The sequence below is a fragment of the Pseudarthrobacter sp. L19 genome, from assembly GCF_050859435.1.
Lineage (GTDB): Bacteria > Actinomycetota > Actinomycetes > Actinomycetales > Micrococcaceae > Arthrobacter.
The window spans coordinates 3,320,564-3,333,295 of record NZ_CP193935.1; the positions used below are offsets into that span (position 1 = coordinate 3,320,564).

Genomic DNA, 12,732 nt, shown 5'->3' on the forward strand with positions numbered 1-12,732 from the left:
CGGTGTTCTGGACCTCATATTTTCTGGCGGTCCTGGCGATAGCGCTGGCCTGGCCGGTGCCTATCCTCCTTTCGCGCGCCCAGTGGCCGGCCCGCTCCCCCTCGACGGCGATGCTGCTCTGGCAGGCGATCGCCCTCGCCGGTGGCCTGTCCATGATCGGCGCGATGCTGGTCTACGGGCTGGAACCCATCGGCGACAACCTGATTGCCGGCCTTCGTGGCCTCGCCGGCATGGTCTTCCGTAACGAACCCACCACCGAGCTGGGCTTCTGGCACATCTTCGCGCTGTCCGCGGCCGCGCTGCTGAGCGCGCACCTGGTCTTCACGCTGCTGCTGACCTACTACAAGATCCAACGGCAGCGGCGGCGGCACCGTGAGCTCCTGGCCCTGCTGGCCTCCCCCTCGGCGGAGGCAGCCCGCACCATGGTGATCAGCCACGACTCCCCGGTGGCCTACTGCCTGCCGGGCGGGGCCCGCTCCGTGACCGTCCTCTCCGACGGGCTGATGGCGGCACTGGAACCCGACGAGCTCCGGGCCGTCCTGAGCCACGAGAACGCCCACCTCAGCCAGCGGCACCACCTGCTCCTCTGGGCCTTCGCGGCCTGGCGCCAGGCCCTGCCCTGGCTGCCCACCACCCGGCTGGCCCAGGAGGCGGTCAACTCCCTGATCGAGATGCTGGCCGACGACGTCGCACTCAAGACCGAGAGCAAGGCAACGCTGATCAAGGCGATCGCCATCGTGGCCAGCGGCTCAGCCACGGGCACCGGACCCGGCGCGGCCCCGGCGGCGAGGATGGCGTTCGGCAGTTCAGTGGCGGACAGCACCCAGCCCGGGGCCACCGGCGGCGCGGGGGCCATGGTGACGACGGCGACCCGGGTCAGCCGGCTGCTCTCGCCCCAGCCACCGCTCCCGCAGGGGCTGCGCTACGCGGTGCTGGCCGCCTGCATCCTGCTCCTCGCGGCGCCGACGGCGCTCCTAATTGTGCCCGGCCTGCTCGGCTGAGCGGGTGACGGCGGCGCTTCCACCCTTGCGCCTTAGGCGTCGATGCGTTCCCGGTCCAGGCTGGCGGCGCCGGCGATGATGAAGTCCTTGCGCGGGGCGACGTCGGAGCCCATCAGCAGGTCAAAGATCTCCTCGGCCTGTCGGGCGTTCTCCACCCGGACCTTCCGCAGCGTCCGGTGCCGCGGGTCCATCGTGGTCTCAGCGAGCTGCTCGGCATCCATCTCGCCCAGGCCCTTGTAGCGCTGGATGGGTTCCTTGTAACGCTTGCCTTCCTTCGCGAGGCGGCCCAGCAACTGGTGCAGCTCGGCCTCCGAGTAGGTGTAGATCATCTCGTTGGCCTTCTGACCGGCGCTGATGACCTCCACCCGGTGCAGCGGCGGCACGGCGGCGAAGACGCGGCCCTCGTCGATCATGGGCCGCATGTAGCGGAAGAACAGCGTCAGCAGCAGCGTGCGGATGTGCGCGCCGTCGACGTCGGCGTCGGTCATCAGAATGACCTTGCCGTACCGCGCGGCCGAGATGTCGAAGCTGCGGCCGGAGCCTGCACCCACCACCTGGATCAGCGCGGCGCATTCGGCGTTGGAGAGCATGTCCCCCACCGAGGCCTTCTGGACGTTGAGGATCTTGCCGCGGATCGGCAGCAGCGCCTGGAAGTCCGAGGAACGGGCCAGCTTCGCCGTGCCGAGCGCGGAGTCGCCCTCGACGATGAACAGTTCGGAACGTTCGACGTCGTCCGTGCGGCAGTCCGCGAGCTTGGTCGGCATCGAGGAGGTTTCCAAGGCGTTCTTCCGCCGCTGGGTTTCCTTGTGGACGCGGGCCGAGATGCGGGACTTCATCTCGCTGACGACCTTTTCCAGCAGCAGCGCCGACTGGGCCTTGTCGTTGCGGTTTGCGGAGGTGAGCTTGGCGTTGATTTCCCGCTCCACCACCTTCGCGACGATCGCCCGGACCGCGGAGGTGCCGAGGATTTCCTTGGTCTGGCCTTCGAACTGCGGCTCGGCCAGGCGGACCGTGAGCACGGCGGTGAGCCCGGCGAAGATGTCGTCCTTCTCCAGCTTGTCGTTGCCGGCCTTGAGCTTGCGGGCGTTGGCCTCGACGGCCTTGCGGAAGGTCTTCACCAGGGCCTGCTCGAAGCCGGACTGGTGGGTGCCGCCCTTGGGGGTGGAAATGATGTTGACGAAGCTGCGGACCGTGCTGTCGTAGCCGATGCCCCAGCGCAGGGCCACGTCCACCTCGCAGTCGCGTTCGACCTCGGCGAGCTGGCTGTGGCCGCGCTCGTCCAGGACGGGGACGGTTTCCTTGAACTTGCCGGCGCCGTGCAGCCGCCAGACGTCGGTGACGGCAGGGTCGGCCGCGAGGAATTCGACGAATTCGGAGATGCCGCCGTCGTGGTGGAAGACCTCCTCGTGCGGGCCGGCTTCCCCGGGCGTGCCCGGAACCTTCCGCTCGTCGCGCACGGTGAGTTTGAGGCCGGGCACCAGGAAGGAGGTCTGCCGGGCGCGGGCGGTGAGGTCCTCGTAGGAGAACTTCGCGTCCGGGGTGAAGATCTGACGGTCCGCCCAGTAGCGGATGCGGGTGCCTGTGACGCCGCGCTTGGCCTTGCCGACGACGTCGAGCACGGAGCCGTCGACGAAGGGCTCGAAGACGGCGGCCGGGTCGGGGCGGGTGCCGGGGTCCTTGAAGCGGCCCGGTTCGCCGCGGCGGAAGGACATCTTGTAGGTCTTGCCGCCGCGGTCCACTTCGACGTCCAGGCGGGAGGAGAGGGCGTTGACCACGGAGGCGCCGACACCGTGCAGGCCGCCGGAGGCGGTGTACGAACCGCCGCCGAACTTGCCGCCGGCGTGCAGCTTGGTGAAGACGACCTCGACGCCGGTGAGGCCGGTCTTGGGTTCGACGTCGATCGGGATGCCGCGGCCGTCGTCGTGGATCTCCACCGAGTTGTCCGCGTGCAGGATGATCTTGATGTCGTGGCCGAAGCCGGCCAGGGCCTCGTCGACGGAGTTGTCGATGATCTCCCAGAGGCAGTGCATCAGGCCGCGCGAGTCCGTGGATCCGATGTACATGCCGGGGCGTTTGCGGACGGCCTCCAGGCCCTCCAGCACGGAAAGGTGCCGGGCGGTGTAATCAGAACTTGGTGCCACGGGTGGGGAACTCCTTCGGTGAAACGCGAAAAATACGCTCTTCCTAGGGTAGTCCGCCGCGGGCCGCTCTTCCGGTTGCCACTCCCCGCCGGAATGTGGCCCGGCGCACGCCGTTACGGGGACGTGATACGCGCACAGCGAAAGTGGCCCATCCGTGCCATGGATTGGGAGCGAATGCTGGTTATATAGACGTATCGATCTACTAAGGAGGCCGAACATGACCACAGCAGTTGCGGACCGCACACTCACTACCGCTGACCGGTGTGACCGTTGCGGAGCTCAGGCATATGTCCGCGTTGTCCTCGGAGCCTCCGGCGGTGAGCTTCTCTTCTGCGCCCACCACGCACGCGCCGTTGAACCGAACCTTCGCCCGCTCAGCTCCGACTGGCACGACGAGTCGGGCCGCCTCAACGAAAAGGAACCGGTTCCGGTCGACTAAGACCTCCACTCCGAAGGGCCCCTCCATTGCGGAGGGGCCCTTCGTCGTTTAACCCGGAGGCGCTTGTAGCCCGGGAGCGCTGATGGACCGGCACCCCTGCTGGGGGCCAGCGGCGCCCTGGAGGCCGGGGCGCCCGGGTCCATACGACAGCGGAGCATACGACAGCGGGGCCGCGTCCCGCCCGGCCCTGATGGGCAAGACAGGACACGGCCCCGCTGTGGTGTGCCGGCAGTGCCGGCGGTGATGCCGGGGACTTAGTCCAGGTAGTCCCGGAGGACCTGCGACCGCGACGGGTGGCGCAGCTTGGACATGGTCTTGGATTCGATCTGGCGGATGCGTTCGCGGGTCACGCCGTAGACCTTGCCGATTTCGTCTAAAGTCTTCGGCTGGCCGTCGGTCAGGCCGAAGCGCATGGCGACGACGCCGGCCTCGCGCTCGGAAAGGGTGTCCAGCACCGAGTGCAGCTGTTCCTGCAGCAAGGTGAAGCTCACCGCGTCGGCGGGAACGACGGCCTCGGAGTCCTCGATCAGGTCGCCGAACTCGGAGTCGCCGTCCTCACCCAGCGGGGTGTGCAGCGAGATGGGTTCGCGGCCGTACTTCTGGACCTCAACGACCTTTTCAGGCGTCATGTCCAGCTCGAGGGCCAGCTCTTCCGGCGTGGGTTCGCGGCCCAGGTCCTGCAGCATCTGGCGCTGTACGCGGGCTAGCTTGTTGATGACCTCGACCATGTGTACCGGGATACGGATGGTGCGGGCCTGGTCCGCCATGGCGCGGGTTATGGCCTGGCGGATCCACCAGGTGGCGTAGGTGGAGAACTTGAAGCCCTTGGTGTAGTCAAACTTCTCGACCGCGCGGATGAGGCCCAGGTTGCCTTCCTGGATCAGGTCCAGGAACAGCATGCCGCGGCCGGTGTAGCGCTTGGCCAGGGAGACCACGAGGCGGAGGTTGGCCTCCAGCAGGTGGTTCTTGGCGCGCTTGCCGTCGTGGATGATGTATTCGAGTTCGCGCTTGAGCTTCGGATCCATGGATCCGTCGTCCGCTGCGAGCTTCTCCTCGGCGAACAGGCCGGCCTCGATGCGGAGGGCGAGATCCACTTCCTGCTCGGCGTTCAGCAGGGCGACCTTACCGATCTGTTTGAGGTAGTCCTTGACGGGGTCGGCGGTGGCGCCGGCGGACATGACCTGCTGGACCGGGGCGTCGTCGTCGTCTGCGTCGGAGTAGACGAAGCCGGACCCGGTGGGAGCGGCGGCGGTCTTGCCGGCCGCCTCCTCGCCCTCTTCGGTCAGTTCGGTGGCGTCGGGCGCGACGTCGTCGAGGTCCTCATCGACCTCAACTTCGTCAACGTCCTCATCCTGGGACTTGTTGGCGGCCTCGGCGGCGGCCTTTGCGCCCGGCTTGGGGCCGCGCTTCTTGGGAGCAGGCTTGGCGTCGGCGGCGGAGTCGTCACCCGCGGCGGCGGCCGCATCCTTGGCAGCCTTGTTCGCTGCACGGGTGGCGGCGCGCTTGGCGTTCGCCGCCGCCTTCTTCTCCTCGGGGGACAAGACGGCCTGGTCGGCGGGGTCCTTCTTCTGGGAAGACGGGGTCACAGAAAACCTTTCTAGCGGTGGTCTGTGGAATCGCCATACGGGCAACACCACTATGACCCTGTCAAGTCCGTGTTTTCCATCAGGTGAAATCAGGACCAGCAGAGCCACTAGGTAGAACTGCCGGAGCGACCGTAATGTTCCCTGTTTCCAAGGTTCGCTACACACACCAGATACACGGACCCAACCGGGTCTCGGCCTCCATTGTCTCATGCTTTTCCGAATCAGGGGCCCTGCCGGCGTCAGGGCTAGGCCGCGTCCGGATCAAATTTCTGCCAGGCGGACTCCTTCCTGGCCGCCCAGCCGCAGAGGGTTCCGCGCCGGGCCAGCTCTCCCAGGAGCTCCGCGAGCCGGTACCCCGGGTACTCGGCCGCGGCCGCGCCGTACAGCGCCGCGGCGTAGGAGCCCCGGCCCCGGCACCACTCGATCCAGCCACGCGCGGTGAGGGCCGCGGCCCGGGGCTCCCCGGCGCCGAAGGTGGAGAGAAGTTCCAGCAAATGGTCCAGCCCGGCGAGCCGCCGCCAGTCCGGCGTGACGGGCTCCAATCCGAGGAGGACCTCCCCGTACCCCGGCGGGGGCGGGAGGGTCCGCGCGACCGTTCCGGGACTCCCCGCCGCGGCGTTTCCGGGCCGGGTCATCCCTTCCGGCAGCACGGGGTCGGCGCCCGGACCGTCGTCCAGCAGCCCGAAGTCCTCCGCTCCGGCCACGGCCGCCCGACGTCCGGCCGCGGCCAGGACCAGCACCGCATCCCGCCAGGCCGCCACGCACAGGGTGGCCCGAAGGTAGCCGGCCAGGTCATTTGCCATCCCGGCGGCCTGGTCCGCAGCCGTGCTCGGCACGGGACCTCGATCAGGTGTTGCCGCCGGTCCGTCAAGGACGTGTTCCCAGACGTCGAGGACCGCCTCGAACTGCCGCCGGTCCCGCCAGCGCGTGCCGAACCCGTCGAGGAACCGCCGCTCAGCCGCGAGCACCCCGGCCGGGTCACGGCCCGGCCGCCCGTGGTTCCCGTAACCTCCCTTTCCCGCCGGCCCGGACAATCCAGGCGCCCCGGCAGAAGCGGCGGTTCCCGGTGCCGCACCTACCCGGCTGCCGCGGAACACCATCTCGGCGCTGAGGACGCTGTCCCGGATCTCCGCGATGGGCCGGCCCGGTGGTGCGCAGCAGCCCGGGTCCGAGCAGTGGGCGTTCCTCCAGTACCGCTCCCCCACGATCCAGGCGTCCCGGACCGGAAGCCCTGCGGAGGCCAGCGCGGTCTCCAGTTCCCGGAGCAGCCGGTCCAGGGACTGCTGCGACGGGGCCGGGTGAGTGACGGTGTCCGGTTCGGAGCCGTCGTCCCCGGGTGGCGGTGCGGTGAAGAGGGCCACGAGAGAGCCGTCGGCGTCGCGGTCCGCCACAAGGTAGCCCGCGACGGACCGTGCGAAGGCCCGCAGGTGTGCCCGGTCGAATCGGCCGGGGCCGGGGAGGTCTACCCTGAGGGTGGCGCCGAGGCGCTTTCCCTGCATGGTCATAGCCACCACGCTGCTGGCCGGCCAATAGCCCAGTGAGTGCGGGATGAAGCCGAGGACGTCGGCGGGACCGGAAATTGTCAGGTGATCGGGAGCTGTCATGCCGTCAGCTTCGCCCTGGGCACCGCACGCGGTCAGCCGGTCAGAGCCGCTATGTGGATAAGCAGCAAGGGATCAGCGCCCGCGGAGCTAGCGGACGGTGCCGCCGTCGCGCCGTCGTTCCGCCACGACGCGCCGCTGCCGGGCGATCGCGTCCCGCAGCGGCGGGACCACCACGCCCTGCGCGGCCATCTGCCGACGGACCTTGCGGCGGATGATGAGGATGGCCGTCGCGCCGCCGCCCAGCAGGACGAAATGCACGCAGAGGGCCACCCGGAAGGCGTCCAGGCTGTAGAGGCCGCCGGGCGAGAGCCCGGCCCCGTGCTGGAAGTCGAGGGCCAGGCCGATCAGGAAGATGGCCAGCAGCGCGGCGATGAAGCCGCCCACGTTCACGATGCCGGTGGCCGTTCCGATCCTGTGGGCCGGGTTGAAGGTGCGGGCGAAGTCGAAGCCGATCATGGAGCCCGGGCCGCCGATGGCCAGCACCACCACCAGGACGGACAGCAGCCACAGCGGCGAACGGCCGGGCTGCAGCAGGACCGCGGCCCACGCGGCGGCGGTGGCCCCCGAGATCAGCAGCACCATGGTGGAACGGCGCAGCGGGTGCCGGGCGACGAAGCTCCCCATCAACGGACCGGCCACGATCGCGGCCGCGACATAGAGGGCCATCAGCGCGGACACCGTCGCGGCGTTCAGCCCCTGCGCGGAAATCAGGAAGGGGTAGCCCCACGTCATCGCGAAGACGGTGCCGCTGAACTGCACGGTGAAGTGGCTCCAGAGGCCCAGCCGGGTCCCCGGCTGCCGCCAGGCGTCGCCGAGCGATACCCCCGTGGCGCGCAACCCCTGGGCCGGGGCCGGCGCCGGGTGCCCGGGCGGCAGGTCCTGGAGCAGCACCACGGTCAGGACCAGGGCGAGCCCCGACATGCCCGCGAGGGTCAGGAACGCGGGCGTCCAGCCGGCGGAATGCAGGATCAGGGCGAAGGGCACGACGGAAAAGAGCTGGCCGAGCTGGCCGGACATGCCGGTGAGCTGGGTCAGCAGCGGAACCCGTGAGGCGGCGAACCAGAGCGGGATGAGCCGGATCACCGAGACGAACGTCATCGCATCGCCCGCACCCACCAGGACGCGCCCCAGCACGCCGCCGGGGATACTGTCGGCGAAGGCGAGCTGGAGCTGGCCCAGGCCCATCAGCAGGGCGCCGCCGGCGAGCATGGCCCGGGAGCCGAAACGGTCCACCAGGATGCCCACGGGAATCTGCAACGCCGCATAGACCAGCAGTTGCAGGACGGTGAAGAAGGAGATCTCGGCCGCGCTGGCGTGGAAGCGGGCGGTGGCTTCGAGGCCAACAACCCCGAAGGAGGTGCGCTGGCTCACAGCGACGAGGTAGGCGAAAACCCCGATGATCCAGATGAGCCAGGCACGGGGGTACGTCACTCCCCCATTATGCCCCCGCGACGGATAAAGATTATTTATTCGCCGGGTTCTTTACGGGCCAGGTAGGCCTCCACCGCGGCGCCGAGGTCATCGGCGTTGGGCAGCTGATCGTTCTCGTCGGCCAGTAGCGAGCGGCGGACCGTGCCCTCGGCTTTCTCGTCATACCGGGTCTCGAGCCGGGACACCACCTGCTGCACGTCCTCGGAGGCCTCGATCTGTTCGGCGATCTGGCGGCCGACCTCCCGGCCCGCCTCGCGGAGCCGGTCGGTGGGGAGCATCAGCGCGGTCGCGGCGCCGAGGTATTCCAGGCCAGCGACTGCGGCGTTCGGGTATTCGGCCTCGGCCAGGTAGTGCGGGACGTGGATGACGTAGCCGGCCACGTCCCGGTGGGCCGCCTCGAGGCGCAGCTCCAGGATGTGGCCGATGGCCGCGGGAACCTCAACGGTGGGCTTCCAGACGGAGATGCCCTCGATCAGGTCGGGGCGGTTGCCGTGAACAGTGACGCCGACCGGGCGGGTGTGCGGCACCGGCATCGGGATGGAGTGAATCCAGGCGGTGAGGTTGACGTCGAGTTCCTCCACGATGCCGACGACGGCGCGTGCGAACCGCTCCCACTCCAGGTCCGGTTCGAAACCGGCGAGGAGGAGGAAGGGTTTGCCCAGCCCGTCCCTCAGCCGGTACAGCGAGAGGCGCGGCGCCTGGTAGTCCTGCAGGTGGTCCTCGACGAAGCTGATCTGCGGGCGGCGGGACCGGTAGTCCATCAGCTGGTCGGCGTCGAACTCCGCCACCAGCTCCGCGTCCAGGTTGTCGACCAATTCCGTGGTGATCTGCCGGACCACGTGGCCGGCGTCGGCGAACCCGGTGAAGCCCATCAGCAGGTCAAGGCCCCTCAGTTCGGGGCTGTGGAACAGCGCGTCGTCACGGACGTACAGCGTTGCCGGATCAAGCAGGGAACCTGTTATCCGTTCCATCACGTATTCCTTTCCTCCATGCGGCCACATCGGGGCCGTCTGCCGGGCACTGCCGGCGCCCCGGCGGGGCTGCAGGGCCTTGGGCGCAGTGCCCGAGTCGCCGCGGCATTTGTCCTTTGTCAGGTCCAACGCCCCGGCCGCCGGGCTAATTCCTGCCCCCACTGTGGGCCACGTCTCAGAAAATGCGGTTCCGGCCGCGGCGAGAGACTACGATCGAAGCTGGCCTGCGGGCCGGCCCGAGCGATGCCGGCGGGACGTACGTCGTTCCCGGTGGCCCGGGTTCCATGGCAGGGCGCCAAACATGCAGTCCCTGCTTAAGAAGCACAGAGAATTGAGGACTTTCCTGGTGGTCAAGAATACCGAAGTCAAACTGAGCGCCGTCGCCGGAGACGTGAAGAAGTCCCCCTCCGATGCCCTCGTCCTGGGCGTCGGACAGGGCACCGACGGCCCCGTCCTGCTGGAGAACCCGTTGACCGCCAAGGCCGCCGAGGCTCTCGCCGAGTCGCTGGCCGCCCTCGGCGTCACCGGTGCCGCAGACCAGGCCCACCGCCTGCCCGGCCTGCCCGAGGCCGGAGCCCCGGTACTGGTACTCGCCGGCGTCGGCAAGGTCACGCCCGGCACCGCCCTGGGCGAGGAGGCCCTGCGCCGCGCCGCCGGCTCGGCCATCCGGCAGCTGGCCGGCATGGGCACCGTGACCCTGGCCCTGCCCGCCCCGGACGCCGCCGCCGTCGCCGCGATCGCCGAGGGTGCGGCCATGGGTGCCTACGCCTACACCGAACACCGCTCCTCCAAGGACGGGCTCAAGGAGCCGGTCCGCAACGTGCGCATCCTCACCGACCTGGCCGCCACCAAGGGCCTCCTGCAGCCGGCCCTGGACCGCGCCGCGCTGATCGGCAAGGCCGTCAACGCCACCCGCACCCTGGTCAACCAGCCGCCGAGCCACCTCTACCCGGAGACTTTCGCCGAGGCCGCCAAGGACCTGGCCAAGGGCCTGCCGGTCAAGGTGACCGTCTGGGACGAGAAGCGCCTCGAAAAGGACGGCTTCGGCGGCATCCTGGGGGTCGGCAAGGGCTCCACCCGCCAGCCGCGCCTGGTCAAGGTCGAGTACGCGCCGGCCAAGGCCACCGCCAAGGTCGCCCTGGTGGGCAAGGGCATCACCTTCGACACCGGCGGCATCTCGCTCAAGCCGCACCTGGGCATGGGTGAGATGAAGTCGGACATGGCGGGCGCCGCAGTCGTCCTTAACACCGTCCTGGCCCTGGCCGAGATGGGCCTGCCGGTCAAGGCGACCGCCTGGCTCTGCATCGCCGAGAACATGCCCTCCGGCGCGGCCCAGCGCCCCGCCGACGTGCTCACCATCTTCGGCGGCAAGACCGTCGAGGTGCTGAACACCGACGCCGAGGGCCGCCTTGTCATGGCCGACGGCATCGTCGCTGCCAGCGAGGAGCACCCGGACGTGATCATCGACGTCGCCACCCTCACCGGCGCGCAGCTGATCGCCCTGGGCAACCGCACCGCCGGCGTCATGGGCTCCGAGTCCGTCACCGGCGCCCTGAAGGCCGCCGCGGACCGCGCCGGCGAGCTGGTCTGGCCGATGCCGCTGCCCGAGGAACTGCGCCCCAGCCTGGACTCCCAGGTGGCGGACATCGCCAACATCGGCGAACGCCACGGCGGCATGATGACCGCCGCCGTGTTCCTGAAGGAATTCGTCGGCAAGGGCAAGGACGGGGAACAGATCCCCTGGGCCCACATCGACATCGCCGGTCCGTCCTTCAACAACGGCAGCCCGTACGGCTACAACCACAAGCAGGGCACCGGCTGCACCGTCCGCACCTTGGTGGCCTACGTCGAGGACGTCCTCGCCGCCAAGTAGGCCCTCCTCCACGGGCCTGTGGCCGGGGCTGATACCCCGGCCACAGGCCCGCGTGAGACTGGACACAAGCGCTCCACAAACGCCACGGCAAGGTGGAGCATGGATTAGTGGTTCGCTAAGGTGAACCGTAGTTTCAAAGCATTCAGCTTCATGGAAGCAATTCCACACGAAAGGGAAGCCGCCTGCTGGCATAATCACGGCAGACAGATTCCAAGACCAGATGATGCGTACTCTCGCGTCATCGTTTACGCGAGGGAGCGTTTTAGTGGCCGATCAGGCAACTGCGCAAGAATTCGACATCCTGGTACTCGGCGGCGGCAGCGGCGGCTACGCCACCGCCCTCCGCGCCGTCCAGCTCGGCCTCACCGTCGGCCTCATCGAAAAGGGCAAGCTCGGCGGCACCTGCCTGCACAACGGCTGCATCCCCACCAAGGCCCTGCTGCACTCCGCCGAACTGGCCGACCACGCCCGTGACTCCGCCAAGTACGGCGTCAACGTGAGCCTGGACAGCATCGACATCTCCACGGTCAACTCGTACAAGGACGGCATCATCGCCGGCAAGTACAAGGGCCTCCAGGGTCTGATCAAGTCCAAGAAGGCCATCACGGTCATTGAGGGCGAAGGCAAGCTCCAGGGCACCGACACCGTCGTGGTCAACGGCACCGCGTACAAGGGCAAGAACATCGTCCTGGCCACCGGCTCTTACTCCCGCACCCTGCCGGGCCTCGAGATCGGCGGCAAGGTCATCACCTCGGACGAGGCGCTGACCATGGACTTCATCCCGAAGAGCGCCATCATCCTCGGCGGCGGCGTCATCGGCGTCGAGTTCGCTTCGGTTTGGAAGTCCTTCGGCGTCGACGTCACCATCATCGAGGGCCTGCCCTCCCTCGTCCCGAACGAGGACGCCACGATCGTCAAGAACTTCGAGCGCGCCTTCAAGAAGCGCGGCATCAAGTTCTCCACCGGCACCTTCTTCCAGGGCGTCGAGCAGAACAACGACGGCGTCAAGGTCACCCTGGTGGACGGCCAGACCTTCGAAGCGGACCTGATGCTCGTGGCCGTCGGCCGCGGCCCGGTGACCGCCAACCTCGGCTACGAAGAGGCCGGCCTCACCATCGACCGCGGCTTCGTGATCACCAACGAGCGCCTGCACACCGGCGTCGGCAACATCTACGCCGTCGGCGACATCGTCCCCGGCGTCCAGCTGGCCCACCGCGGTTACCAGCAGGGCATTTTCGTCGCCGAGGAAATCGCCGGCCTCAAGCCGGTCGTCGTCGAAGACGTCAACATCCCCAAGGTCACCTACTCCGAGCCGGAGATCGCGACCGTCGGCTACACCGAGAAGGCTGCCAAGGCCAAGTTCGGCGATGACCAGATCGAGACCCAGGAATACAACCTGGCCGGCAACGGCAAGAGCTCCATCCTGGGCACCTCCGGCCTGGTCAAGCTGGTCCGCCAGAAGGACGGCCCCGTCGTCGGCGTCCACATGATCGGCTCCCGCATGGGCGAGCAGATCGGCGAGGCCCAGCTGATCGTGAACTGGGAAGCCTACCCGGAGGACGTGGCCCAGCTGGTGCACGCCCACCCGACCCAGAACGAGGCCCTGGGCGAAGCCCACCTGGCCCTCGCCGGCAAGCCGCTGCACGGCTAACACCCCTCCGCAGCACCGCAAGACCACCGCGCTTA

At 68.7% G+C, this 12,732-nt stretch carries 9 protein-coding genes; 4 read left to right on the forward strand and 5 right to left on the reverse strand.

Going from position 1 to position 12,732, the window contains the following annotated elements; all coding sequences use genetic code 11:
• The first annotated feature begins 2 nt into the window (after positions 1–2).
• Positions 3–1,001, forward strand: a complete 999-nt coding sequence (locus tag ACRQ5B_RS15900; protein WP_432395541.1) for a M56 family metallopeptidase — start codon at positions 3–5, stop codon at positions 999–1,001.
• A 32-nt stretch (positions 1,002–1,033) separates the two neighbouring features.
• On the opposite strand, the gene ACRQ5B_RS15905 is transcribed toward ACRQ5B_RS15900, so the two are convergent.
• A complete protein-coding gene (locus ACRQ5B_RS15905; protein WP_432395544.1) occupies positions 1,034–3,142 on the reverse strand; it encodes a DNA gyrase/topoisomerase IV subunit B in 2,109 nt (702 codons plus the stop codon).
• A 217-nt stretch (positions 3,143–3,359) separates the two neighbouring features.
• Between ACRQ5B_RS15905 and ACRQ5B_RS15910 the strand changes: the two genes are divergently transcribed.
• On the forward strand, positions 3,360–3,581 hold the full coding sequence (locus ACRQ5B_RS15910) for a DUF7455 domain-containing protein (protein WP_377972972.1): 222 nt from the start codon (positions 3,360–3,362) through the stop codon (positions 3,579–3,581).
• Between the two features lie 254 nt (positions 3,582–3,835).
• On the opposite strand, the gene ACRQ5B_RS15915 is transcribed toward ACRQ5B_RS15910, so the two are convergent.
• From ACRQ5B_RS15915 to ACRQ5B_RS15930, 4 genes are all read right to left on the reverse strand, one after another.
• Positions 3,836–5,167, reverse strand: a complete 1,332-nt coding sequence (locus tag ACRQ5B_RS15915) for an RNA polymerase sigma factor (RefSeq protein ID WP_432395547.1) — start codon at positions 5,165–5,167, stop codon at positions 3,836–3,838.
• A 245-nt stretch (positions 5,168–5,412) separates the two neighbouring features.
• Entirely contained in the window at positions 5,413–6,771 is a 1,359-nt protein-coding gene (locus tag ACRQ5B_RS15920) for a DUF4192 family protein (RefSeq protein WP_432395550.1), read from the reverse strand.
• Between the two features lie 87 nt (positions 6,772–6,858).
• A complete protein-coding gene (locus tag ACRQ5B_RS15925) occupies positions 6,859–8,202 on the reverse strand; it encodes an MFS transporter (protein ID WP_432395553.1) in 1,344 nt (447 codons plus the stop codon).
• Between the two features lie 35 nt (positions 8,203–8,237).
• The gene (locus ACRQ5B_RS15930; protein WP_432395556.1) at positions 8,238–9,176 is read right to left on the reverse strand and encodes a proteasome assembly chaperone family protein; all 939 of its coding nucleotides are present in this window, start codon (positions 9,174–9,176) and stop codon (positions 8,238–8,240) included.
• A gap of 343 nt (positions 9,177–9,519) precedes the next feature.
• Here ACRQ5B_RS15930 and ACRQ5B_RS15935 point away from each other — a divergent pair, with 343 nt between their 5' ends.
• Complete coding sequence (locus ACRQ5B_RS15935) at positions 9,520–11,046, forward strand: leucyl aminopeptidase (RefSeq protein ID WP_432398788.1); 1,527 nt, start codon at positions 9,520–9,522, stop codon at positions 11,044–11,046.
• A gap of 265 nt (positions 11,047–11,311) precedes the next feature.
• The gene (gene lpdA / locus ACRQ5B_RS15940) at positions 11,312–12,697 is read left to right on the forward strand and encodes a dihydrolipoyl dehydrogenase (protein WP_432395558.1); all 1,386 of its coding nucleotides are present in this window, start codon (positions 11,312–11,314) and stop codon (positions 12,695–12,697) included.
• The last annotated feature ends 35 nt before the right edge of the window (positions 12,698–12,732 follow it).